The sequence below is a fragment of the Bacillus sp. PK6-026 genome, assembly GCF_054161455.1.
The window spans coordinates 923,678-947,500 of record NZ_CP096418.1 but is presented as its reverse complement, the minus strand read 5'-3'; the positions used below and the strand labels follow the sequence as shown (position 1 = coordinate 947,500).

The following is a 23,823-nucleotide window of genomic DNA, read 5'->3' as shown; positions in this document are numbered from 1 at the left end:
CTGCCTTCTCATATCCTATGAATTCAGATATGGATACTGCTCCATTACGAGCAGTGGGTTTCCCCATTCGGAAATCTCCGGATCAAAGCTTGCTTACAGCTCCCCGAAGCATATCGGTGTTCGTCCCGTCCTTCATCGGCTCCTAGTGCCAAGGCATCCACCGTGCGCCCTTTCTAACTTAACCGTTAAAAAGAATCACTACGTGATATCTTGCATTACGAATTGAATGTGATGTCTACTGTTATCTAGTTTTCAAAGAACAACGCACAGGAGGTGCTAACACATGCGTTGCCACAGGATGTGGCACATTTAGCAGGTGCTCCTATGTCTGAAGGAATGATCCTTCAAAACTAAACAAGATCTAAACGCAACTGTCTATAAGACCGTAAGGTCTTATATTCCGTATAATATCCTTAGAAAGGAGGTGATCCAGCCGCACCTTCCGATACGGCTACCTTGTTACGACTTCACCCCAATCATCTGTCCCACCTTCGGCGGCTGGCTCCAAAAGGTTACCTCACCGACTTCGGGTGTTACAAACTCTCGTGGTGTGACGGGCGGTGTGTACAAGGCCCGGGAACGTATTCACCGCGGCATGCTGATCCGCGATTACTAGCGATTCCAGCTTCACGCAGTCGAGTTGCAGACTGCGATCCGAACTGAGAACAGATTTGTGGGATTGGCTTAGCCTCGCGGCTTCGCTGCCCTTTGTTCTGCCCATTGTAGCACGTGTGTAGCCCAGGTCATAAGGGGCATGATGATTTGACGTCATCCCCACCTTCCTCCGGTTTGTCACCGGCAGTCACCTTAGAGTGCCCAACTGAATGCTGGCAACTAAGATCAAGGGTTGCGCTCGTTGCGGGACTTAACCCAACATCTCACGACACGAGCTGACGACAACCATGCACCACCTGTCACTCTGCCCCCGAAGGGGAAGCCCTATCTCTAGGGTTGTCAGAGGATGTCAAGACCTGGTAAGGTTCTTCGCGTTGCTTCGAATTAAACCACATGCTCCACCGCTTGTGCGGGCCCCCGTCAATTCCTTTGAGTTTCAGTCTTGCGACCGTACTCCCCAGGCGGAGTGCTTAATGCGTTTGCTACAGCACTAAAGGGCGGAAACCCTCTAACACTTAGCACTCATCGTTTACGGCGTGGACTACCAGGGTATCTAATCCTGTTCGCTCCCCACGCTTTCGCGCCTCAGCGTCAGTTACAGACCAGAGAGTCGCCTTCGCCACTGGTGTTCCTCCACATCTCTACGCATTTCACCGCTACACGTGGAATTCCACTCTCCTCTTCTGCACTCAAGTTCCCCAGTTTCCAATGACCCTCCCCGGTTGAGCCGGGGGCTTTCACATCAGACTTAAGAAACCGCCTGCGCGCGCTTTACGCCCAATAATTCCGGACAACGCTTGCCACCTACGTATTACCGCGGCTGCTGGCACGTAGTTAGCCGTGGCTTTCTGGTTAGGTACCGTCAAGGTACCGCCCTATTCGAACGGTACTTGTTCTTCCCTAACAACAGAGTTTTACGATCCGAAAACCTTCATCACTCACGCGGCGTTGCTCCGTCAGACTTTCGTCCATTGCGGAAGATTCCCTACTGCTGCCTCCCGTAGGAGTCTGGGCCGTGTCTCAGTCCCAGTGTGGCCGATCACCCTCTCAGGTCGGCTACGCATCGTCGCCTTGGTGAGCCGTTACCTCACCAACTAGCTAATGCGCCGCGGGTCCATCTGTAAGTGGTAGCTAAAAGCCACCTTTTATAATTGAACCATGCGGTTCAATTAAGCATCCGGTATTAGCCCCGGTTTCCCGGAGTTATCCCAGTCTTACAGGCAGGTTACCCACGTGTTACTCACCCGTCCGCCGCTAACATCAGGGAGCAAGCTCCCATCTGTCCGCTCGACTTGCATGTATTAGGCACGCCGCCAGCGTTCGTCCTGAGCCAGGATCAAACTCTCCGATAAAGTAGTTTGACTGACTACGCACATCGCTGTGCGATTTATAAAAAATGAATTAACAGGTACGTTTTGTCTTGTTTAGTTTTCAAAGATCATTTCCGCTCCTGTCCGAAGCGACTTTATTAGTATAACATTTTCAACAAGGAGTGTCAAATGTTTTTTTGTTTTTTCGTCGCTGCTGCTTTCAGTTCAAAAACCGCTCCGCTAACAGCGACGCTTAATAATATATCACCGTTATAAATTAGTGTCAACACTTTTTTTGATAAAATATCCTCGGTGAAAAATCTTTTGGCCCTTTGTCTCAATCGGCTTGACTCCGACTAAGTCCTTTTCAGCCAAGAACTCCAGTATGACTCCCAAGTCTGCCGTGAAATACTTGAGATCCGGATGCTTGAGAAGATCGGCAAATTGCCAAACCTCTTTTTCATCCATGACATTGAGAATATGTGCGGCCCCGATTTCGGCTTTTGAATGAATGAGAAAATCGCTTGCGAGGAATAATAACTCCAGCCGTTTTTGCAAGCTTTCATTGCTCTCAATTAATTCCTTATACAATTTATAAACCTGAGGCTCCATGTGGCGGACTTGGTTCCATACCGTAACTTCTGGGTGAAAACCCTTATCGATCACTTCGATTCTGGCCAAATGATGGAGGGCGTGTACGATGGAATTGTAGGCGTCCAAAAATTGACCGTCTTCAAAAAACGATTTTCCTTCTATATATCTTCTGATTAATTTCCCATATTCAAGTCCGATTTTTAGTTTTCTTTCTGAAAACGGAAATGTATTGAGCTGCTCAATCAGCTTGGCGATAAATTCGTTTCGGTCGAAAAGCACCTTTCCATTGAGGACCCAGTCTATGATTCTTCTATTTGTTCCGAGCAAAATCCATTCCTGAAGCTGTTCAACAGAAATAATATGAAGAGAAGCCGTTTTTCCGTCGAACTCATAATGCTTCACGAATACAGGGTCTTCAGCCTTATTAACGATAATCAACAATGCCGCATCAAAATTATCTGTCGCAGATGAGGTTTGATTTCTCCTCTCAATCAGCATGACAGCGAGTGTGTCAGGGCGGCTTGCTCTTTCTTGGTAAATCGGACGGAGAAGATTTTCCATCACCATTCCTCCAATACGATGTAAATGCGTTGCTCTAAAAGCTTCTCTCTTTGTTTCTACCTATTTCTACGAGCCAATAAAAACTCCTTTATTTTGAAAACACATTGGATTATTATAATCAATTTCCCCAAAACTCTCTATAGAAATTTTCCAATTGATTCGTTTTAATTAAAGAATAACACATCTTTTCTATGCTATATTAGAGACAGGGGGATGGATATGGCAAAATACTCTAGCAAAATCAACAAAATCAGAACGTTTGCGTTAAGCCTTGTATTTATAGGCTTCATTATTATGTATGTCGGGATCTTCTTTAGGTCCTCGATCCTCTTGATGTCGGTGTTTATGATCTTGGGGGTATTGTCTATCTTGTTGAGCACAGCGGTTTATTTTTGGATCGGCATGCTTTCAACGAAAGCGGTTCAAGTCGTCTGTCCAAACTGTGAAAAACCGACCAAGATTTTAGGCCGGGTCGATATGTGCATGCATTGCAGGGAGCCTCTGACACTGGATAAAAACCTCGAAGGAAAAGAGTTTAACGAATCGTATAATCGAAAGTCTCAGTAAATGCTGCAACAAAAATAAGCTGACCGTTAAAAAAGCGGCCAGCTCTTTTTAATGGCTTTCTTTCTTGTCGCATTCCTGACATAAACCGTATATCTCCAGTCTATGGTGACTGACTTTGAATCCTGTCACATGTGAAGCCAGCTGCTCCACTTCGTCGAGGCCGGGATAATGAAAGTCGACGATTTTCCCGCAGCGTTCGCAAATTGCGTGATAATGCTCGGATGTCACGAAGTCAAACCGGCTGGAGGAATCTCCGTACGTTAATTCCTTAACGAGCCCTGATTCCTTAAAAACCCGCAAATTGTTGTAAACCGTTGCTACGCTCATGTTTGGAAATTTCCCTTCCAGAGCTTTATATATATCATCTGCAGTTGGATGAGACATAGAATTCACGAGAAATTCCAGAATGGCATGACGTTGAGGAGTAATTCGCACCCCGGTTTCCTTCAACGCTTCCAACGCTTCTTTCAGGTTATGTTCAGCCATCGTCATGCACCTCTCTTCTAAAAAAAATTCTTACATTATAACGTTTATAATTAGTGTAACTCCTGATCAGAATCTTTGTCAATTCCAATCCCTGTGAAAAAGCTATTTTTAAGGCGAAAAAGGCCGATATGATCAGCATGTCCGGTCAGACAGACGAATATGAGCGTAAAAAGAGACCAAACTAAAATACAGTCCGGCCTCCCGCAAGAGCTTTACGCTTCCGCGATTTCTTTTACTGCTTGAAGCGCTTCTGCGACATGGTCTTTTACCTTTACTTTCCGCCACTCTTTCACAAGGCGGCCTTCTTTATCAATCAGGAATGTCGACCGTTCAACACCCATGTATTCCTTGCCGAAATTCTTCTTCAGCTTCCATACGTCAAAGCTTTCAGCGAGCTTGTGTTCATCATCGACGAGCAGCAGAAACGGCAGATCGTGTTTCTGCTTGAATTTTTCATGTCTTGTCTGGTCGTCAGGGCTAACTCCGATGATGACGGCATCAAGTTCAGCAAAGCTTTCATGTCGGTCTCTGAAATCGCACGCTTCCGTTGTGCATCCCGGCGTCATATCTTTCGGGTAAAAATAGAGCACGACATACTTTCCTTCAAAATCCGACAGCTTTACTTTTTCTCCGTGATCACCCAGCAGTTCAATATCAGGCACCTTTTGTCCAATTTCAACAGTCATTGTTTTGCCTCCTGTTATGTTTAATCGCTTGCTTTCCCCCATTATAAAAAACAGCGCCGTCTTGTTCAAATGTTCGGCGGCTTCTTTTTGCGCTCTGTCCGCCTCGTGTTACAATATAGAAATAGATAAAAGGTGCAGAAATGAGGAGGATATTATGCAGCATACTCAATCTGAAAAGCTTCATGAAGAAGCTCTTCAACATATAGTCGGAGGCGTCAACAGCCCCTCTAGGTCTTATAAAGCGGTCGGCGGAGGTTCTCCCGTCGCGATGGAGAGGGGAAGCGGCGCTTATTTTTGGGATGTGGACGGCAACAAATACATAGACTATCTTGCCGCCTACGGACCGATTATTACGGGTCACGCTCACCCGCATATCACAAAAGCGATTCAAACAGCTGCTGAGAACGGGGTGCTTTACGGCACGCCGACAAAGCATGAAGTGACATTTGCCAAGATGCTTAAAGAAGCGATTCCTGCCTTGGATAAAGTAAGATTCGTCAATTCGGGAACGGAAGCTGTGATGACGACGATTCGCGTCGCCCGGGCCTATACAGGCAGGACGAAAATCATCAAGTTCGCCGGCTGCTACCACGGCCATTCCGATCTTGTGCTGGTGGCGGCCGGTTCAGGTCCGTCAACGCTCGGCACGCCTGATTCAGCCGGGGTTCCAAAAAGCATCGCAAACGAGGTGATTACCGTTCCTTTCAATGATATCGACAGCTATAAGGAAGCGCTCGATAAATGGGGGAACGATATTGCGGCAGTTCTCGTTGAACCGATTGTCGGAAACTTCGGGATCGTCGAACCGAAGAGCGGATTCCTCGAACAGGTCAATGAACTGACGCATAACGCAGGGGCGCTCGTCATCTATGATGAAGTTATCACCGCTTTCCGCTTTATGTACGGCGGCGCCCAGGATCTGCTTGGCGTCAAACCTGATTTAACGGCGCTTGGCAAAATCATCGGCGGCGGCCTGCCAATCGGCGCATACGGAGGCAAAAAAGAGATTATGGAACAAGTCGCACCGCTCGGACCTGCTTATCAAGCGGGCACGATGGCGGGGAATCCGGCTTCGATCCTCTCAGGTATCGCCTGCCTTGAAGTGCTGAAAGAAAAAGGCACATACGAAAAACTTGACCGCCTCGGCGCTATGCTTGAAGAAGGTATCCTGGGACATGCCGAGACGCATGGCATCAATATCACTGTCAATCGTCTAAAAGGCGCGCTCACCGTATACTTCACGAACGAAAAAGTCGAAAACTATGAGCAAGCCGAAAATACGGACGGAGAAATGTTCGCTGCCTTTTTCAAACTGATGCTTGAGCGCGGAATCAATCTTGCGCCTTCAAAATATGAAGCATGGTTTATCACCACCGCGCACACGGAAGAGGACATTAAAGCGACGCTTAAAGCCGTGGATGACTCATTTAAACAATTGAAACAACGCATATAAAAAGAGAGCGGGTCCGCTCTCTTTTTTATCAAATGCGGAGCACTTTGAGAACGCGGTGAACAGGCACTTTCCGCCGGCTTGTTTTTCTTTTTTGTCAATGATTTGTTTTTTCTTAAAAATGGGTTGAATATTTCGGAAGATCGCTGTATATTACTTTATTGTTTGGCAAATTAACAGAGAGGGAATGTTCAATACAATTCATTTTCTGTAAAGAACGAATTTTATTATAGAAAGGGATGCAAGTACAGCCTAATGAAACTTGGTGCCCGTATTTTCAAAACAGGCATTGCCATTACGCTTGCGCTTTACCTCGCGTCTTGGCTCGGCCTTCCGACTCCTGTCTTCGCGGGAATCGCGGCTATCTTCGCGATACAGCCTTCGATCTATCGTTCATTTTTGACGATTGTCGATCAAGTGCAGGCGAACATAATCGGAGCTGCCACAGCCATTATTTTTGGACTTATTTTTGAACCCAGTCCGATCATCATCGGATTGACGGCGGTAATCGTCATTACGATCAACCTGAAGCTGAAGATCGAGAATACAATTTCGATCGCTCTCGTCACCGTTATTGCCATATTGGAGAGCTCCGGCGACAACTTTTTATGGTTTGCCTTGGTGAGAACCGGAACGGTTATTTTGGGCGTATTGTCTGCGTTCCTGGTCAACCTGATTTTTCTGCCGCCTAAATATGAAACGAAGCTCGTCAGCCATGTTGTTGAAAATACAGATGAAGTCATTAAATGGATCAGATTGTTGACGCGGAAGACAACGGAACACTCCATGCTGAAAGAAGACATTGAAAAGCTGAAAGAAAAAATGATGAAGGTTGATCACCTTTACTTGCTTTACAAAGAAGAAAGAAGCTATTTAAAACGTTCCACATATGTAAAACAGCGAAAGCTCGTGCTGTTCAGACAGGCGATCATTGCATCAAACCGCGCGCTTGATGCTTTGAAAAAACTGCACCGGCTTGAAAACGAGTTTTGTCATATGCCTGAAGAATTTCAAGAAACGCTGGTCGAAGAGCTTGATTATCTTCTCCATTGGCACGAGCGAATTTTAATGAGATTCGTCGGCAGGATTAAAACGCAGGATCACGTCGACCTTCACGAAGAAGGAGACGTGTACAAACAGCACTTGACCGAATCATTCCTGAAAAACCAGGACAAATTGAAAGAAGAACTGTTGGACTACAATATGCTGACCATTATGGCGAGCACCGTAGAATACCGAGAACAGCTTGAACATTTGGAAACCTTGCTCACAAGCTTTCAGACGTACCACAAAAAAGACAGTGAGCTTGAAGTTGAGGAAGAGTAAACCGGTTAACGAATACGTTAACCGGTTTTTTTATTTTCCTTCCTTCATTTTCGGATCAAGGGTGTCGCGCAGGCCGTCTCCCATCAGATTAAAGCCGAGCACGGTCAGCATGATCGCAAATCCCGGAAAAAATAATGTCCACGGGGCCTGCGCCAAATAAGGCCGGGCATCTGCAAGCATTTTTCCCCACTCCGGGTTCGGCGCCTGCGCCCCCAACCCTAAAAATCCGAGCGCGGCCGCTTCTATAATCGCCGTTCCAATATTCAGTGTCGCTTGAACGATAACCGGGGCCATGCTGTTGGGAAGAATGTGTTTAAACATCATCCTCATATTGGACATCCCGACAGCACGCGCAGATAAGACATATTCCTCCTGCCTGATGCTGAGCACTTTTGAACGAACGAGCCTGCCAAACGTCGGAACGTTGATGATGGCGATGGCAATCAGGGCATTTTCAAGGGAAGGCCCGAGAATCGCCACAATGGCGATCGCCAGCAGAATGCTGGGAAACGCGAGCATGATATCAAACAGCCGCGAAATCAACGCATCAGCCCATCTGCCGTAAAAACCGGCGATCAGCCCTAACAGCGTCCCCGCCAAGGCCGATGCCAGACAGGAGAAAAAGCCGACCCATAAAGACAGCCTCGCGCCGTACAGCACCCTTGAAAAAATATCCCTGCCAAAATCGTCCGTTCCAAAAAGGTGTTCAGCAGACGGAGCGGCAAGCCTGTCTGACAGTGACTGGTCGTTTATTCCATAGGGTGCGATGAGCGGCGCGAAGATGGCCAGCAGGATAAACAGCGCGACTAAAATCGTGCCGGCGGCAGCCAGTTTATGCTCAAAGAACCGCCGAATATGTTCCGCCAAAGGCGAACGCACCTTCACGTCCTCCCTCTGCTGTTCATTTTGAAGCACAACCACATTTCCCGCCTCCTAATATTTAATTCTCGGATCGATGACAGCGTACAGCAGATCAACAATGAAGTTAATCATGACGAAGATGAAGGCGATCACGAGAATGCCCGATTGGATAACCGGGTAGTCGCGGTAGCTGATCGCATCATAAATGTACCGGCCGATGCCGGGCCAGGCAAAAATCGTCTCCGTTAAAATCGCGCCGCCCAGTAAAAGTCCGGTTTGCAGGCCGATGACGGTCAACACCGGAATGAACGCATTTTTTAAACCGTGCTTATAGATAACGAAAAACATATGCACGCCTTTTGCTTTTGCCGTGCGGATATAATCGGACTGCAGCACCTCTATCATGCTGGCTCTCGTAATTCTCGCAATGATCGCAGCGGGAATGGTGGCAAGAGCAGTTCCCGGCAGAATTAAATGGCGGATGGTTTCTGCAAACTGATCAAATCTTCCGTGTAAAAGGGTGTCCAGTGTATGAATGTAAGTAAAGGCTTCGACCGGATTTCTGACATTCTCCCTTCCCGTTGTCGGCAGCCAGCCGAGCTCGATCGAAAAGAACCACTGGCCCATCAGACCAAGCCAAAAAATCGGCATCGACACGCCAATTAAAGCAACCAGCATCGCGATATAGTCGAATACCGAATTCTTAAACCACGCGCTGATGATTCCGGCATTCACGCCGACAAACACTGCGATCAGCATCGCGAAAAAAGCAAGCTCGAGAGTGGCGAACAAATACGGCTTTATTTCTTGCGTAATCGCCGCTCCCGTGCGGATTGATGTCCCGAGATCCCCTTTCAGCAAATCCCCGATATATCTGGCGTATTGCACATACCACGGCTGATCAAGGCCGAGCTGGATGGTTAGCTGCTGCACCGCTTCCTTTGTCGCCCTCTGACCGAGAATAACCTGGGCGGGGTTGCCGGGAATAAAGCGGATGATCGAAAAAACGACCAGTGTCATGCCAATGAGAACGGGGATCAGCATCCCCGTCCGTTTTAAACAGTACGCAAGCAATGGCTGTCACCACCTATTTAAACTCTACGCCGGACAATACTTCACTCCCTGTCGGATGCGGAGCATATCCTTCGATATCTTTTGAACCGGCCAAAATCGGCGTGGAATGGACAAGCGGAATCCAAGGCGATTCTTCATGGAGGAGCTCCTGCGCATCTTGATACAGTTTATTTCTCTTCTTTTGGTCAGGGTCTGACTGCGCTTCGATTAAGATGTTATGAAGCTCGTCATTGCTGAAGTACGTATAGTTGTTACCGCCGATATTATCTTTATCAAGCAGGGTATAAATGAAGTTGTCCGGATCTCCATTGTCTCCGGTCCAGCCCATCAAAAACGCGTCAGCTTCCCCTTTGCTCACCTTATCCAAATACGTCGCCCAGTCGTAAGTGACGATTTCCGCTTTGACGCCGATTTTTTCGAAGCTTGATTGAATCACTTCGGCTATTTTCATACCGTCCGGCATATATGGCCGCGGAACAGGCATTGCCCAAAGCTTCATTTTAAACCCGTCCGGGAATCCGGCTTCTTTTAAGAGTTCTTTTGCCTTTTTTAAATCATACGGATATTCCTTTATCTGATCGTTGTATCCTTCAAGTGAAGGAGGGAGCGGGTTTTTGGCAGATTCGGCGAGGCCTCCGTAGAAGGAATCGATAATCGCCTGTTTATCAACAGCATGATTCAGCGCCTGGCGGACCAGCTTATTGTCAAATGGTTTTCTTGTCGTCGTCATTCCGAGATACCCGACGTTCATTGAAGGCCTTTCAAATGTTTTCAGATTGGCGTCTGCTTTGATGCTTTCGATATCAGACGGATTGACGCCGTCCATTAGGTCGATTTCGCCCGTCTTCAACGCATTTAAGCGGGCTGAGTTTTCAGGAATGGCTCTGAAAATGATCTTCTGCAATTTTGGTTTACCTTGATCCCAATAGTCTTCATTTTTTTCAAGAACGATCCGGTCGTTCGGCTTCCATTCGACAAATTTGTAAGGGCCCGTGCCGACGGGGTGCTCCCTGAATTTTTCGCCGTATTTTTCGATGGCGGCAGGACTCGCAATCCCGAATGAAGTCATGGCAAGGTTCTTTAAAAACGGCGCTTGCGGGCGTTTTAAAATGAACTGAATCTTATGGTCGTCGAGCACTTTTATATCTTTGATGACATGCCCCTCATCTTTCTTATAGCCTCCGAACATGCCGTAGTAAGGAAATTTTTCTTCATCCCCGTTCATCCACCGCTCAAAATTGTATTTGACGGCTTCTGCATTAAAATCCGTTCCGTCATGGAATTTCACGCCTTGCCTCAGCTCCAGTGTGTAGGTCAAACCGTCATCTGAAGCGTCCCATTTGACCGCGAGGCCTTCCTTCAGCGTAGTGTCTTGTTCTCCGTAATTCAGCAAGGTCTCAAACATATTGATCGTCACTTTAAACGCTTCGCCTTCTGTCGTTGTGATCGGATCAAGCGATGTTGAATCACCGCCTCTGCCGATGATCAGCGTATCTTTTCCCCCGTTCGTCCCTCCGTCGTTTTTTCCGCCTTCGTTACCGGAGCATCCCATTAAAAAAGCGGAAACAGACAGAATCATTCCCAAACAGATCAGCCAGCTTTTCTTTTTCATCGTACTGCCTCCTTATTGGTAAAATGGCATGCGACATAATGCCCGTCCGCAGTCTCTTCAAGAGGCGGCTCCGCTTCCAGACAAACCGCTGCCCGCTTCATGCATCTGCTGTAAAAAGGACAGCCCTTTTCACTCATGCGGGGCGCGGCAATATCCGGTGCCGTATGAACCGCTTCGCCTTTGCCGATGACCGGTACTGCCGCTAACAGCGTTTCTGTATACGGGTGTTTCGGCTCTCTAAATAACGATTCGGCGTCCGCCATCTCGACGATCTTTCCGAAATACATCACGGCCACCCTGTCGCTGATATAGCGAACGACTGCGAGATCATGAGAAATAAACAGAAACGTTAAATCGAATGCCTCCTGCAAATCATTCAGCAGATTTAAGATCTGCGCCTGAACGGATACATCAAGCGCGGAGACAGGTTCATCGGCAATGATTAGTTTTGGCTTAGTGATCAGCGCTTTTGCAATGCCGATCCTTTGCCTCTGACCTCCGCTGAATTGGTGTGCGTACCGGTCACCGTATGAAGCATCAAGGCCGACAATTTCAAGCATCGAGCGCACGACCTCTCTCCTTTCCGCCTTCTTTCCGAGTTGATGAACGATCAGCGGTTCTTCCAAAATATCCTTTATTTTCATGCGCGGATTTAACGAAGCGTACGGGTCTTGAAAAATCATTTGTATATGCCTTCTCATATTGCGAAGATCTTTTGCATCAAGGCCTGTCATCTCCTGCCCGAGAAAAGTCACCTTTCCCGAAGTCGGTTCGGTCAGCCGCAATATCGATTTTCCTAAGGTCGATTTTCCGCAGCCGGATTCCCCGACAACCCCTAAGATTTCGCCTTTTTCAACTGACAGTGTAACATCATCTACCGCTTTCACGATTTTCTTACGGGACACGCGGTAATACGTTTTCAGCTCTTGAACGCTCAGCAGTTCGCGATTCATGTGAAAACACCTTCCTCTTCATAGAGAAAGCAGCTTACAGCATGATCATCCTTCAGCTTGTTCAATCCAGGCGCTTCTTCAATGCAGCGTTCATGTTTATGGGGGCATCGCGGCGCAAACATACAGCCTTTTTTAATCGATCCCGGCTTCGGCACCTGCCCCTCAATCGAAGACAGCCGCTCGGATTTGTCTGTGAATGCCGGAATAGAGGCGAACAAGCCTTTTGTATAAGGGTGTTTCGGACTGTCAAAAACAGCGGTGACACCGCCCTCTTCAACGATCCGGCCGGCATACATGATCATCACGCGTTCACATGTATTGTGAACGACGCCAAGGTCGTGGGTAATGAGGAGAATGGCTGTGTTAAATTCGGCATTGAGCTTTTTCAGCAGGGACAGAATCTGGGCCTGGATGGTGACGTCGAGAGCTGTTGTCGGTTCATCGGCGATCAGCAGCTTCGGTTCGCAAATTAATGCCATTGCGATCATGACCCGCTGCCTCATGCCTCCCGACAGTTCGTGGGGATACTGCTTCATCAGCTGGTCCGCCCTCGGCAGGCCGACGGTTTCCAGCATTTGAACGGCTTTTCTTCTTGCTTCTTTTTTATGAATATTGGTATGGCTGGAGAGTGCTTCTGTTAATTGATCGCCAATTGTGAAAAGGGGGTTGAGGGAGGTCATCGGCTCTTGAAAAACCATTGCGATGTCATTGCCGCGCATCTGTCTCCATTCTTTTTCAGACTGCATGAGAAGATCTTTGTTTTGAAACTTGATCCGGCCCGTCGTCCGGGTGTTTGCGTTCAGCCCCATTAAAGCCAAAGAGGTGACGCTCTTGCCGCAGCCGGACTCTCCGACGACTCCCATGATTTCTCCGGGATGGAGATCGAAAGAAATGCCTTGCACAATCGGGGTTTCAGACTTTTTCTGGTGAAACGAAATCGACAAATCCGATACTTCAAGCAATTTTTCTTTTGTCACTTATACACCTCCGGAGCTTGTATTTTTTAAATTGTATTTAGACGGGATAGGAAATATGTACGAAATTTGCATGGAAAGAAAAAGCCTGACAATCGTTCGGCTTCAAACGAAAGTCAGGCTTTTGGCGGTTTTAGTTTAATTTTTGAATGGTAAATAAATGCTTATAGTGGCCGTCGCGGCTCATTAATTCGTCATGTGTGCCGACTTCCGCGACACGTCCGTTTTCGATGACGACGATTTTGTCAGCGTGGGTAATCGTCGACAATCTGTGGGCAACGATAAAGGTCGTCCGGTCTTTCGCGAGCTTTTCCATCGCTTCCTGAATATAGTGCTCGCTTTCAAGGTCAAGCGCTGATGTCGCTTCATCCAAAATTAAGAGAGGCGGATTCTTCAGGAACACCCTGGCGATTGATATCCGCTGTTTTTGGCCTCCGGACAGCTTGACGCCCCTTTCTCCGACCTTTGTATCATAGCCTTGCGGCAGTTCCATAATAAAATCATGGGCATTCGCGGCTTTTGCCGCTTCAATGATATCTTCCATCGAAGCTTCGGGATTTCCGATCGATATGTTTTCACGTACCGATTCGCTGAATAAAAATGTATCCTGAAGCACCATGCCGATTTGGTTTCTAAGGCTCTGCGCCTGGTAATCGCGCACATCGATGCCGTCGATCTCCAGGCTTCCGGCTGAGACATCGTAGAATCTCGGAATGAGGCTGACGAGCGTTGATTTTCCGCCTCCGCTCATCCCGACGAGTGCGACCGTTTCGCCCCGTTCCGCTTTCAAAGAAAGATTCTGCAGAATCATTTCTTCCGACTTTTCGTATTGGAAGGAAACATTTTTGAATTCAACAATTCCTTTTAACCGCTCTGCTTTTACAGCATTGGGTTTATCTTTTAATTCATACGGTTCATCAATAAATTCAAACAGCCTGTCCATCGATGCGATCGACTGCGTCAATGTTGTCGATGAATTGATCAGGCGGCGCAGCGGGTTGTAGAGGCGTTCAATATATCCGAAAAACGCCACCATCGTTCCTACAGTAAGGGACCCGTGAATCACATGGTAACCCGCAACCGTAATGATGATCAGCGGAGCGAGGTCTGTAACCGTATTGACGACGGCAAACGTTTTGGCATTCCAGGCCGTATGGCGGATTGCTTTGCCGAGAAAATTCGCGTTCTCGTGATCAAATTGCTTCTGTTCATAATCCTCGATCGCAAAACTCCTGATGACAGGCATCCCCTGAACCCTTTCATGAAGGTGGCCCTGCACCTCGGCCAGCGCCTGGGAACGTTCTCTCGTCAGCTTTCTGAGCCTGCCGTAGAAGAATTTAACAGACAGTCCGTAAAGCGGAAACAGCACGATCGAAATAAGCGTCAGCTTCACATCCATCGTCAGCATGATGGCGATGGCGATAAAAATCGTCATCACGTCAAGCCATACGTTCATCAACCCGATGATGACAAATTCCTTTGTCTGCTCGACATCGTTGATGACCCTTGAAATGATTTCTCCTGCGCGGGTGTTTGCATAATACCTGAGGCTCAGCTTTTGAATGTGTGCAAACAGCTTGTCCCTGATATCATAAAGCACCTTGCTTGCCGTCCACTGTGCGAAATATTGCCGATAGTATTCGACAGGCGGCCGAAGCACCAAAAAAATGGCGAACATAACCGCCATTACCATGAATAATGTGGATGTTTTTTCTTCAGTGGTTCCGCTCCCCTGGATGATGTCGTCAACGACGTATTTCAGCAGAAGCGGGATGACCAGCGGAATAGAAAATTTAATAATACCGATTAAAACCGTCAAAACGATTTTCCATTTATACGGCTTCACAAATTCCATGTACCTTCTGATTACCCCCACACGTCTTCCCCCCTCTATATCTTGATGTGTGAGTACACCGCAAAAAACCTGTTGGTCTCAACAGGTTTTTCAGGTTTATTTTGTATAATGCAAATACCGTTCATACCAAATATCAATAAATTCAGATGCAAACGGGCCTTTTCTTTGGTGTATCCAATGCAGCAACGTATTTAAGTGGTACCTTAAAATGCCGTCGATTTCCTTCGGATAATTCATCGCCTTTTTATGATCCGCGTACTCATCTTCATCAAGAATATGATACGTCATATCCGGAAAGACTTTCACGTCTAAATCATAGTCGATGTATTTGATGGCTTCATCGTCCAAAGCAAACGGCGAGCTGATGTTGCAATAGTAATAAATCCCGTCTTCGCGAAGCATGCCGATGACGTTAAACCACTGCTTTGCATGGAAATAACAAATTGCGGGCTCTCGCGTCACCCATGTCCGGCCGTCAGATTCTGTGACCATTGTCCGGTCATTGGCGCCGATGATGCACAATTCCGTTGCTTTTAAAATCGTTGTTTCATTCCAAATCCGATGAATCTGTCCATTGTGCTTATAGCTATGAATTTGAATGGTTTCTCCTTCCTTGGGAAAGCCCATGTTTTTCTCCCCTACTTTCTTTGCAAAAGCCTTACAAGTCAGTGTGTCACATCGCCTGTCCGACAGTTCTTTTATTTATTATAACGTTTGAAAATAAAAAATGAAAATAAAACAGCCACTCCCGAACAGGAATGGCTCTTTTCTAAAAACGATAAAGAGAGGCTCATGCTTCGATTCTTTGATAAGCCTGAATCACCTGCTCCGTCTGCTTTTGGAATAAATCCTGAATTTGAGCAAGATCTTTCCGCTTCTGGGATATATCTTCCCGGATCGATAAAAGCTGGGCTTTCTTTTCAAGGGCAGCCAATTCTTTTTCAATTTTCTGGCATCTTTCAATCTCCGCTTGCAGATACAGCAGCTTATCCATAATCTCCATCTGCCCCTGAACCAAGTTTTCAAATTCCGGCATTCGGGATCCTCCATTCTATGCTCTACTCCATTTATTGCCTAACTAACATTTCTCTATACATGCCGGATGTCCTTTGACTGATTGTGGCTAAGATTCGGATGTTTTGTCGGATCAAAAAAACGAAAAGAAAAAAGCACCTCATCCGATGGTGAAGTGCTTTTTCCTGTTTCAGTGATTAGCTGTTTTGCTGTTTTTTTTGCTCAGCTTGTTGGTTATTTTGTCTTACTTGCTGCGCGTCAGTTTCGCTGGCAAATTCAGTGCCGAACTGACCACCTTGTGCAGAAGCTTGGTTTTGTTGTCTTACTTTTTGTGCGTTTGTTTTGGATTGTTGGTTAGCCATTGTATATCACCTCCACGACCATTAGATTGTGCAGGAGGATGATATCCTATTCATTGAACGCGAAAAATTTACACGAGCAGTGAACGGCCGCCGTCAATAATGATCGTCTGTCCGCGGATCATATCCGCTTTCCCTGACGTTAAAAATTCCACCGCATCGACCATGTCGCTAATCTCAACCATGCGGCCGGCAGGCGTATTTTGCCGGGCATCTTCCAAAAGTTCTTCGCGGTTCGGGAAGTGCTTCAGGGCGTCTGTATCGATCGCGCCTCCGGAAACCGCATTGACGATGATGTTTTTCGCCGCAAGCTCAACAGCGAGATATCTTGTCAATGATTCAAGCGCAGCTTTTGAAACGCCGACTGTCGTATAGTTTTCCAAATAACGGATCGAACCGAGCGAACTGATGCTCACAATGTGGCCGCCTCCCGTTTTCTCCATCAGCTTTGCCGCTTCCTGCGCGCAGAATAGCAGAGCTTTCGCATTGATGTTCATCGTCCAGTCCCAATGGCTTTCCTCAAGCTCCATGACGGGGCGTAATACGCCGGATGCAGCATTGTTGACGAACACGTCCAGTCTGCCGAAGGTTTCCTCGATTTGCTGAAACATATCTTTTATTTTCGCCGGCTGCCCGACATTCGCCTTGACGACCAATGCTTTGACACCGAGCTTTTCGATTTCTTCAGCCGTCTCAAGGGCCGCTTTTTTGCTTCTTGCATAGTTGATGACGATATTGTAGCCGTTTTCGGCAAGCCTCAGGGCGGCTGCTTTGCCGACGCCGCGGCTGCTTCCTGTAATAAGGGCACATTTTCTTTGTTCCATTTGTCATTCATCTCCTAGTATAGTGATTAAAAATCTGATAAAAAATAGCTCATAACACGATCAAAAAGGAGGCATTCGCCTTATGTACGTAGGACGCGATATGAGCGAGCTCGACCACACGCCGAAAAACGAGTGGAAAGATGCGGAGCTTCTCTATTTTCACCGCGCCTTCCAGCAAATCATGCCATTCCTTAATGAAGAAGGGCATGCCGAATACCTGGAGGTTGTGAAAGAAATTCAAGCAAGAGGCGGACTGCGCCGCCAGGAAGCCGATTATACGCACGGCACCACCATCCAGTACGACTAACGGGCAGCATGCACAGTCAAGCTGCCTATTTCATATACATATTCCATATTTTCTGATGCGAAACCGGGAAGGCATATTCAGCGAGCTCTTCTTTCGTGACCTTTTTAAAGTATGAATCATCCGGTTGATCGAGCGTTTTCCCGAAAAAGACAGAAATGTTCCAGACAAGGTGTGTAAACACGTGTTCTACGATTCCTTCAAGCGGACCGATTTCGGCCTCTATTCCGGCTGCTTCTTTCAAAAAAGCCGCAAGCTGCTCGCGCTCGTGCTTCAGCCCTTTCTGCGTTTCTGTGTTCGGGAATTCCCAAAGGTTTGCCAAAAGGCCTGATGCCGGTCTTTTATGGATATAGATGTATCCTTCTTCATCAGTCAGGACAACGGCTGCAAGAGTTTTTACCGAGGGTTTTTTCTTTTTGCTTTTAACCGGAAGCTCTTTTTCACAGCCTTCTGCAAAAGCGGAACAGTGTTCTCGGACGGGACAGAGAAGGCAGGATGGCGATTTCGGCGTACAGATGACAGCGCCAAGCTCCATCAGCCCCTGGTTAAATTCGGACGGTTTTTCTTCAGAAATAAACGCTTCGACAATTTTTTCAAACAGGGTTTTGGTTTTAGGCTTTGCGATATCATCCCATACGGAAAGAATCCGTGACATGACCCGCATGACATTTCCGTCCACCGCGGGTACCGGCTGATTGTAGGCGATGCTTAGCACCGCGCCTCTTGTATAAGGGCCGACACCTTTTAAGCTGCCGAATTCCTCTTTTGAAGGAGGAACCACTCCTCCGTATCGTTCGTGGACTTCCCTGACAGCGCTCTGCAAGTTCCGAACTCTTGAATAGTATCCCAGTCCTTCCCAGGCTTTAAGCACTTTTTCTTCGTCGGCTTCAGCGAGCGCTTCAACGGTCGGGAATTTTTCGATAAAGTTGTTGAAGTAAGGAATCACCGTGTCCACTCTCGTCTGCTGAAGCATCACTTCTGACACCCATACCTTATAAGGGTCGCTGTCTGAGCGCCATGGCAGATCCCGTTTTTCTTGCTCATACCAAGAAATTAAATCTTCTTGAAATTGTTTGATGTTTTTTTGCTCTAATTTCTTTTGCAGATCCATCATGAAACTTCTCCTTGCCTGTGCACGTCACATTTGCATACCGATCTTTTGTTACTTCGGCTTTTTGTTGTAAACTATATGCATATACGATAACATGTTACATTAAAAGTGAAGAAAGCAAAAGCGTTAAATATTTCAGGCAAGGTCCGTCGTTCGTTCTGTTTTTGGAAAATAAAATGATTTTCTAGCACCATTAGGGGAGGTCACCAATGGATACTGGCACACATGTTGTCATGGGCGTTGCACTCGGAGGCATTGCGACGCTTGATCCAGTTGTCGGAATGGACCCATCAATGGCTCAAGCCGTGATGATTGCGACAATCGCCGGATCTCAGGCTCCGGATATCGATACCGTTTTGAAATTGAAAAACAACGCTGTTTATATTAGGCACCACAGGGGATTCACCCATTCCATCCCCGCTGTTCTCGCCTGGTCGCTGATGATTCCGGGCATTCTCATGCTCTTTTATCCCGAAGCCAATCTGCTTCACCTGTGGCTTTGGACCTTTGCCGCGGTCGCGCTTCATGTGTTCGTGGATATTTTTAATGCATACGGAACACAGGCGATCAGACCTTTTTCAAGGAAATGGGTAGCGCTCGGCTTGATTAATACATTTGATCCGTTTATTTTCGTCAGCCATCTCATAGCCATCGCCTTTTGGCTGGCAGGCGCTCATCAGGGCTATACATTTTTGGCTCTTTACATCGTCTTGGCCGGTTATTATCTGGTGAGGTATTTCATGCAGAGGAACATCAAGCATGAGCTCCGTGAAAAAATCGAAGATATTGAAGAAATCATTATTTCGCCTACGATGAAATTCAGGCAGTGGCGAATTGCCGTCAAAGCAAAATCGGCTTTTTACGTCGGACGAAGCATGGACGGAAACGTCGTCATCGTCGACACCTTCAACAGGGTGCCTGTGCCGGATACGAACGTGATGAAAGCGGCGAAACAAGATAAGAACATTTCGGCGTTTCTTTCATTCTCACCGGTTTACAAATGGGAGATCGATACGTATAAGGATCACTACGAAGTCCGCTTTATCGATCTGCGATACCGCAGCAAAGGACACTACCCTTTCGTGGCGATCGCGCACATCGACAGAGACACGCTCGAATTAATCACCTCCTATACGGGATGGATTTTCAGCGAGGAAAAACTTCAGAAAAAATTAAAGCTTGGCTCTGTTTAAGAGCCAAGCTTTTTTCTCCTTCTGCCGTACCAGATTCCGATGATGAGGCTGATGACTGTCACGGCCAAGGCAGCTTTGAAGTACGGCGGGTAATAAACGAGCCGGATGTCGTTTTTCCCTTTTTCTATTGAAAATCCGATAAACGCGTAATTTGCCTTATGGACGGTTTGCGGTTTTCCGTTTACAGTGACTTCCCAGCCTTTTTCGTACGGAACCGGCAGGACCATGTAGCGGTCTCCATTTTGATTGTCAAAGCTGATGGACACTTGATTGTTCCGCCAGTCCAAGTCGGCAGCCGGCGCTTTTTCGGCGGCCGCTTTTTTCAGCAATTGATAGTCTTCCTGGTGCAGGCTCAAATGGTCCAATTGATATTTCCCTTTTGGCAGCCTGATTGAAATTTTATCTGTTTTCGGGACCCTGATCGTTAAATCGTAAACACCTGTTTTGTAAATCGACTCGTTCGATTTTCTTGATGTTACATAATCATTGACCCGCAAGTTAAAGAATTGGTCTTTTGCAAGGCTTTTCAAATAAAATCCGACATAATAGTCGCCTTCTTTCGGGAGCCCACCTTCGGGAATGAGATCGATGCCGCCATTTTCGGCGGTGACGTCGAGGACGCCGTTATGATAGCTCGCCCCTTCGGTTTTCAGCTTCGTCTGCTTCATCAAATCAGGAACGTCCGGCGGCTGCACTTTTCCATCATCGCCATTCTCAAGCACGATTCCTTCAAGCATCGCATGCTCCCGCGCTAAAACAGGCGCATCCGCTAAATCTTTTTCCGTAAATACTGTCCGCGCGGTCCGGATAAACGGCATGGTGTATTTGTTTTTATAGACCGCGTAGTGCTCTGATTCATCCGTTTTGATAAACCCGTACGGAACATTGGCGGCATTCTCTTTTTCCGTCATGTAATACTTGCCGTACAGCAAGCTGTACAAGTTGGCCCGGTCGCCCATCGATGCGTAGCGGCTGACGCTTTCCCTTCCCATATCGATTTGCAGGTCTTCCCAATAAAACAGGAGAAGATCGCGATTGAGAATGCTTGAGTAGGCGCTGAAGCCGTTAAAATCCTGCATCAGCGGAGTATTGTTGCGCACGCCGTTCATCCAGTCGATTCTTGTATACGGGTCACCGTCATCGTCTTTTCGAATGTTGTTTAAGAGGCGGCGCTGTTCTTCGCCATTGTACTCATTGCTGGTCAAATAGCTTTTTGTGACGTCTTTAATGCCGCTTGACTCAGACAGAACATATTTCTGATACGTGTTCGCTACGAGAACGGACGATAATAAAATGCAGGCTTGCAAAAAAAGCTGCGATTTCTTATATTGAAACCCCGCCGCCGTAAAGATGGCGATTGTCAGGAACAGAAGCACAAGCATGCTCCAATTTTGCATCAGTGATAAATCCACGTCTTTTCGCCAAATGACCGCGATATAAACCAGAAGGGCGAGCAGGATGGACCATATCATCTCTTTCCGCCTGATGTTTTTCAGTTCGGTCATTCCTGCGGCCGCCGCTCCCCCGATCGTAAAAGCGAGCAGGTATTCAAAGCGGTTCTGCGGAGCGGAGAAGCCGTTGAACGCGCTTGCCGCAAGCGGGCTGTAGTGCAAAAGCACAAGCAGCACACTGATTGAGGCAAACAGCCTGAACGTTTTATTTTTATAGAACGAAAACGCGAACAAGAACAGCATAAAGACAGCCGGCAGCAAGACAATGCGGCTGGAAAACAGAATGTTGTCCGTCAGATCGTATACAGCGACAGCCTGTTTATACGGCGGCCGTAAATTGTTTAAAAATCCGTAAACTGCAGGCACAAAGGAAACCGCGCTGATTCCGAAAGAAATCAGGCATGAAGCGGCGAACATCCCGAATTGTTTCCACCTCGGCGCTTCCTTTTCCGGGTCTAGCCGGATCAGCCAGCGGAAGATGATATAGATCGCAATGAAAATCAAGTTGATATAGGCAAAATAAAAGTTATTGATCAGCGTTAAAGAACAAGCCGTAATAAACAGTCCTGTCCGCTTTTCCCTGATAACTTTCTCGGCTCCGGCGACAAGCAGCGGCAGCCACAGCATGGCGTCACTGAAAAATTCCCAGAACACCGTGTGCCTGAAATAGATGACCGACGTACCGTACAAGACCGCACCTGTAAAGGCGGCAAGCTTGTTTTTCACCATGCCGTTTAACGCATACGCTGCCGCTAAAATGATCAGGCTTAGCTTGATGACACTGATGAATACAGAGGCCTGCGCCCAGAACAAAGGGTCCGCATCCCCGGCCAAATGCAAAAGCTGCATCAGAAAAATGGCTGCGGATGAAGCGATGAAGACAAAAGACGTCGTGAAATAATAGCCAAGCTGGCTGTAGATCCCGCCTCCGAGACCGAAAGAATACGAATAAAAGAAGTTCCCTTGTTTGTATTGTTCAAAAAGAAACGACTTAAAAATAATCATTTGTGCAAGTCCGTCGCCGTTCCCAGTCATGTAGCGGTCATGCGCCCATTCATACAGAAAAAAGGAATGGGCGGCCAAGGAAACTGCAACGCTTGCGATCACAAATAAAAAAACTGTTTTCTTCATACTCTTCCCCTGTCTTTTTTCAAAATCTTCCCTGTCACTAAAAATGTCAGAGGAACGGTTAAAAACATGGAGGCAAGCGGAGCTGCCTCACTGTTCATCTTGAAAAAATTCACAAACGTGTAGACGAACAAAGAAGATACCGTCAAATTAAACAGCTGTGTCAGCGGAAATTGCAAAAACTTTGCCAGCGTCGGCTTGATTTTAAATGTAAAATAGCAGTTCAAGAAAAAAGAAATCACAAGACTGACGAAAAAAGCGGCAATATGTGAAACCATATAATTCAACTGAAGCAAAACATGCAGCAGCAAATACACCGCATAGTAATTCAAAGTATTCACTGCACCGACGACGGCGAAGCGAATAAATTCAGGATTCACGATTTTCATGAGTTTCTCCATGAGCGATGTTTGCCTCCTGTATTAAGTAATGAGGCCGCTTTTTCGTCTCATAATAAATGCGCCCGATGTATTCGCCGATGATTCCGAGGCTGAGAAGCTGGATGCCGCCGAGAAACAGGACGGCGGAAATAATCGTAAAATAGCCGGGAACGATCACACCGTATTTTAAGATTCTGATGAATGTCGCAGCGATATAAATAAGCGATAGAAAAAGGATAAAAATACCGGCGTAAAAACAAATTCTCAGCGGTCTGTTGTTGAACGACACAACCCCGTCGATTCCATAGTTCAACAAGTGGCGGAACGACCACTTGGACTTTCCGTTTTTCCTTTCGACGTTCTCGTAATAAACAATCTTTTGGTCAAAACCGATCCAGCAAAACAGCCCTTTTGAGAACCTGTTGCCTTCGCTCAGCTTCAGCATCGCATTGACGGCTTTTCTGCTTAAAAGACGAAAATCGCCGACGCCGTCCCTTAAATCGACTTCCACGGCATTATTGATAAAGCGGTAATAAAGGGACGACAAGTAGGAGCGCACAGGGTTGTCTCCCTTTCTGTTGCGCTGGGCGACCACTTGATCATAGCCTTCCTCATACCCTTTAATAAAATCGTGCAGGAGGTATGTCGGGTGCTGCAAATCCGCATCCATCACCACAACGGCATCGCCGCGGGCATGCTGAAAACCGGCAAGGATGGCTGCCTCCTTGCCGAAATTCCGTGAAAACGAAATATATTTCACACGCTCGCTTTTTTCGGCTAGCTTTTTAATTTCCTCCAATGTTTGATCAGTGCTTCCATCATTTATGTAATAAATTTCATAATCATAATCAATGGATTGAAATTCGTTCCTCAACGATTCATAAATCAATTTAATATTGCTTGCTTCATTGTATGAAGGAATAATGATTGAAACGAATCCTCTCTTCACTTAAAGGCACCTCTTTTGGACATAATAAAATTGCATCCGGCATCCGTTTGGCAGGATACTTGCATCTAGCCGCTTCCCACACAACAAAAGGAAAACTGTGGGCACGCTGTACTATTTTCTACAAGATTATTTTGTCATTATATCAGACATCTATGAACAAGTGGTAAAAAAATGATATTGCTTTAG

At 46.8% G+C, this 23,823-nt stretch carries 21 protein-coding genes, 2 rRNA genes and 1 pseudogene (1 of these 24 running past the window's edge); 5 read left to right on the top strand and 19 right to left on the bottom strand.

The window, feature by feature from the left end:
* The 3 genes from M1D59_RS04715 to M1D59_RS04705 all read right to left on the bottom strand — a co-directional run.
* A 23S ribosomal RNA gene (locus M1D59_RS04715) occupies window positions 1-184 on the bottom strand; it reaches 2,746 nt to the left of the window's first position.
* A 233-nt stretch (window positions 185-417) separates the two neighbouring features.
* Window positions 418-1,967, bottom strand: a 16S ribosomal RNA gene (locus M1D59_RS04710).
* The 16S and 23S rRNA genes sit together here, the layout of an rRNA operon.
* 228 nt (window positions 1,968-2,195) lie before the next feature.
* Window positions 2,196-3,080: a nucleotidyltransferase-like protein gene (locus tag M1D59_RS04705; RefSeq protein WP_020450641.1), complete on the bottom strand. Its 885-nt coding sequence runs from the start codon at window positions 3,078-3,080 to the stop codon at window positions 2,196-2,198.
* Between the two features lie 219 nt (window positions 3,081-3,299).
* On the opposite strand from M1D59_RS04705, the gene M1D59_RS04700 reads away from it, so the two are divergent.
* Window positions 3,300-3,647: a YgzB family protein gene (locus M1D59_RS04700; RefSeq protein ID WP_020450640.1), complete on the top strand. Its 348-nt coding sequence runs from the start codon at window positions 3,300-3,302 to the stop codon at window positions 3,645-3,647.
* A 48-nt stretch (window positions 3,648-3,695) separates the two neighbouring features.
* Here M1D59_RS04700 and perR read toward each other — a convergent pair whose 3' ends face one another.
* Together perR and bcp are read right to left on the bottom strand one after the other, a co-directional pair.
* Window positions 3,696-4,133, bottom strand: coding sequence for a peroxide-responsive transcriptional repressor PerR (gene perR, locus M1D59_RS04695; protein ID WP_003179961.1), 438 nt, complete (start codon window positions 4,131-4,133; stop codon window positions 3,696-3,698).
* Window positions 4,134-4,345: 212 nt separating this feature from the next.
* Window positions 4,346-4,819 (bottom strand): thioredoxin-dependent thiol peroxidase, encoded by a 474-nt coding sequence (bcp, locus tag M1D59_RS04690; protein ID WP_023855987.1) that lies wholly within the window; start codon window positions 4,817-4,819, stop codon window positions 4,346-4,348.
* Between the two features lie 154 nt (window positions 4,820-4,973).
* On the opposite strand from bcp, the gene M1D59_RS04685 reads away from it, so the two are divergent.
* Complete coding sequence (locus M1D59_RS04685) at window positions 4,974-6,272, top strand: glutamate-1-semialdehyde 2,1-aminomutase (protein ID WP_020450638.1); 1,299 nt, start codon at window positions 4,974-4,976, stop codon at window positions 6,270-6,272.
* 252 nt (window positions 6,273-6,524) lie between these two features.
* On the top strand, window positions 6,525-7,595 hold the full coding sequence (locus tag M1D59_RS04680) for an FUSC family protein (protein WP_020450637.1): 1,071 nt from the start codon (window positions 6,525-6,527) through the stop codon (window positions 7,593-7,595).
* A gap of 30 nt (window positions 7,596-7,625) precedes the next feature.
* Here M1D59_RS04680 and M1D59_RS04675 read toward each other — a convergent pair whose 3' ends face one another.
* From M1D59_RS04675 to fabL, 10 genes and pseudogenes are all read right to left on the bottom strand, one after another.
* Window positions 7,626-8,516 carry an ABC transporter permease gene (locus M1D59_RS04675; RefSeq protein ID WP_020450635.1) on the bottom strand — a complete coding sequence of 297 codons (891 nt, stop codon included), beginning with the start codon at window positions 8,514-8,516 and terminating at the stop codon, window positions 7,626-7,628.
* A 12-nt stretch (window positions 8,517-8,528) separates the two neighbouring features.
* A complete protein-coding gene (locus M1D59_RS04670; RefSeq protein ID WP_020450634.1) occupies window positions 8,529-9,530 on the bottom strand; it encodes an ABC transporter permease in 1,002 nt (333 codons plus the stop codon).
* 13 nt (window positions 9,531-9,543) lie between these two features.
* The gene (locus M1D59_RS04665; protein ID WP_458117837.1) at window positions 9,544-11,142 is read right to left on the bottom strand and encodes an ABC transporter substrate-binding protein; all 1,599 of its coding nucleotides are present in this window, start codon (window positions 11,140-11,142) and stop codon (window positions 9,544-9,546) included.
* Window positions 11,139-12,095, bottom strand: coding sequence for an ABC transporter ATP-binding protein (locus tag M1D59_RS04660; RefSeq protein ID WP_048350613.1), 957 nt, complete (start codon window positions 12,093-12,095; stop codon window positions 11,139-11,141). Before M1D59_RS04660 ends, M1D59_RS04665 begins: the two co-directional genes overlap by 4 nt.
* A complete protein-coding gene (locus M1D59_RS04655) occupies window positions 12,092-13,072 on the bottom strand; it encodes an ABC transporter ATP-binding protein (protein ID WP_023855992.1) in 981 nt (326 codons plus the stop codon). Before M1D59_RS04655 ends, M1D59_RS04660 begins: the two co-directional genes overlap by 4 nt.
* A gap of 130 nt (window positions 13,073-13,202) precedes the next feature.
* Window positions 13,203-14,945, bottom strand: coding sequence for an ABC transporter ATP-binding protein (locus M1D59_RS04650; protein ID WP_020450630.1), 1,743 nt, complete (start codon window positions 14,943-14,945; stop codon window positions 13,203-13,205).
* A 75-nt stretch (window positions 14,946-15,020) separates the two neighbouring features.
* Window positions 15,021-15,551: a nucleoside tri-diphosphate phosphatase gene (ntdP, locus tag M1D59_RS04645; protein ID WP_003179942.1), complete on the bottom strand. Its 531-nt coding sequence runs from the start codon at window positions 15,549-15,551 to the stop codon at window positions 15,021-15,023.
* 163 nt (window positions 15,552-15,714) lie between these two features.
* Complete coding sequence (locus M1D59_RS04640; RefSeq protein WP_003179940.1) at window positions 15,715-15,960, bottom strand: YgaB family protein; 246 nt, start codon at window positions 15,958-15,960, stop codon at window positions 15,715-15,717.
* Between the two features lie 175 nt (window positions 15,961-16,135).
* Window positions 16,136-16,285 (bottom strand): annotated as a pseudogene (locus M1D59_RS04635) (gamma-type small acid-soluble spore protein); the annotation flags it as partial.
* 83 nt (window positions 16,286-16,368) lie between these two features.
* The gene (fabL, locus tag M1D59_RS04630) at window positions 16,369-17,121 is read right to left on the bottom strand and encodes an enoyl-[acyl-carrier-protein] reductase FabL (protein ID WP_023855994.1); all 753 of its coding nucleotides are present in this window, start codon (window positions 17,119-17,121) and stop codon (window positions 16,369-16,371) included.
* Window positions 17,122-17,203: 82 nt separating this feature from the next.
* On the opposite strand from fabL, the gene M1D59_RS04625 reads away from it, so the two are divergent.
* Complete coding sequence (locus tag M1D59_RS04625) at window positions 17,204-17,428, top strand: hypothetical protein (RefSeq protein ID WP_020450628.1); 225 nt, start codon at window positions 17,204-17,206, stop codon at window positions 17,426-17,428.
* A gap of 25 nt (window positions 17,429-17,453) precedes the next feature.
* On the opposite strand, the gene mutY is transcribed toward M1D59_RS04625, so the two are convergent.
* Window positions 17,454-18,539 (bottom strand): A/G-specific adenine glycosylase, encoded by a 1,086-nt coding sequence (gene mutY, locus M1D59_RS04620; protein WP_020450627.1) that lies wholly within the window; start codon window positions 18,537-18,539, stop codon window positions 17,454-17,456.
* A 206-nt stretch (window positions 18,540-18,745) separates the two neighbouring features.
* Between mutY and M1D59_RS04615 the strand changes: the two genes are divergently transcribed.
* Window positions 18,746-19,729, top strand: coding sequence for a metal-dependent hydrolase (locus M1D59_RS04615; protein ID WP_023855996.1), 984 nt, complete (start codon window positions 18,746-18,748; stop codon window positions 19,727-19,729).
* On the opposite strand, the gene M1D59_RS04610 is transcribed toward M1D59_RS04615, so the two are convergent.
* Genes M1D59_RS04610 through M1D59_RS04600 form a run of 3 tightly spaced genes read right to left on the bottom strand, consistent with a single transcriptional unit; the run spans window position 19,726 to window position 23,637 of the window.
* Complete coding sequence (locus M1D59_RS04610; protein ID WP_458117836.1) at window positions 19,726-22,311, bottom strand: YfhO family protein; 2,586 nt, start codon at window positions 22,309-22,311, stop codon at window positions 19,726-19,728. The genes M1D59_RS04615 and M1D59_RS04610 overlap by 4 nt on opposite strands.
* Window positions 22,308-22,709, bottom strand: coding sequence for a GtrA family protein (locus M1D59_RS04605; RefSeq protein ID WP_020450624.1), 402 nt, complete (start codon window positions 22,707-22,709; stop codon window positions 22,308-22,310). The genes M1D59_RS04610 and M1D59_RS04605 overlap by 4 nt, the downstream gene beginning before the upstream one ends.
* Entirely contained in the window at window positions 22,678-23,637 is a 960-nt protein-coding gene (locus M1D59_RS04600) for a glycosyltransferase family 2 protein (RefSeq protein ID WP_020450623.1), read from the bottom strand. The genes M1D59_RS04605 and M1D59_RS04600 overlap by 32 nt, the downstream gene beginning before the upstream one ends.
* Between the last annotated feature and the right edge of the window lie 186 nt (window positions 23,638-23,823).

What these genes read in the sequence shown, in the direction of transcription:
- M1D59_RS04705 (WP_020450641.1), bottom strand. Translation starts at nt 3,080, where the DNA reads ATGGAAAATCTTCTCCGTCCGATTTACCAAGAAAGAGCAAGCCGCCCT.
- M1D59_RS04700 (WP_020450640.1), top strand. Translation starts at nt 3,300, where the DNA reads ATGGCAAAATACTCTAGCAAAATCAACAAAATCAGAACGTTTGCGTTA.
- perR (WP_003179961.1), bottom strand. Translation starts at nt 4,133, where the DNA reads ATGGCTGAACATAACCTGAAAGAAGCGTTGGAAGCGTTGAAGGAAACC.
- bcp (WP_023855987.1), bottom strand. Translation starts at nt 4,819, where the DNA reads ATGACTGTTGAAATTGGACAAAAGGTGCCTGATATTGAACTGCTGGGT.
- M1D59_RS04685 (WP_020450638.1), top strand. Translation starts at nt 4,974, where the DNA reads ATGCAGCATACTCAATCTGAAAAGCTTCATGAAGAAGCTCTTCAACAT.
- M1D59_RS04680 (WP_020450637.1), top strand. Translation starts at nt 6,525, where the DNA reads ATGAAACTTGGTGCCCGTATTTTCAAAACAGGCATTGCCATTACGCTT.
- M1D59_RS04665 (WP_458117837.1), bottom strand. Translation starts at nt 11,142, where the DNA reads ATGAAAAAGAAAAGCTGGCTGATCTGTTTGGGAATGATTCTGTCTGTT.
- M1D59_RS04660 (WP_048350613.1), bottom strand. Translation starts at nt 12,095, where the DNA reads ATGAATCGCGAACTGCTGAGCGTTCAAGAGCTGAAAACGTATTACCGC.
- ntdP (WP_003179942.1), bottom strand. Translation starts at nt 15,551, where the DNA reads ATGGGCTTTCCCAAGGAAGGAGAAACCATTCAAATTCATAGCTATAAG.
- M1D59_RS04640 (WP_003179940.1), bottom strand. Translation starts at nt 15,960, where the DNA reads ATGCCGGAATTTGAAAACTTGGTTCAGGGGCAGATGGAGATTATGGAT.
- fabL (WP_023855994.1), bottom strand. Translation starts at nt 17,121, where the DNA reads ATGGAACAAAGAAAATGTGCCCTTATTACAGGAAGCAGCCGCGGCGTC.
- M1D59_RS04625 (WP_020450628.1), top strand. Translation starts at nt 17,204, where the DNA reads ATGTACGTAGGACGCGATATGAGCGAGCTCGACCACACGCCGAAAAAC.
- mutY (WP_020450627.1), bottom strand. Translation starts at nt 18,539, where the DNA reads ATGATGGATCTGCAAAAGAAATTAGAGCAAAAAAACATCAAACAATTT.
- M1D59_RS04615 (WP_023855996.1), top strand. Translation starts at nt 18,746, where the DNA reads ATGGATACTGGCACACATGTTGTCATGGGCGTTGCACTCGGAGGCATT.
- M1D59_RS04610 (WP_458117836.1), bottom strand. Translation starts at nt 22,311, where the DNA reads ATGAAGAAAACAGTTTTTTTATTTGTGATCGCAAGCGTTGCAGTTTCC.
- M1D59_RS04605 (WP_020450624.1), bottom strand. Translation starts at nt 22,709, where the DNA reads ATGGAGAAACTCATGAAAATCGTGAATCCTGAATTTATTCGCTTCGCC.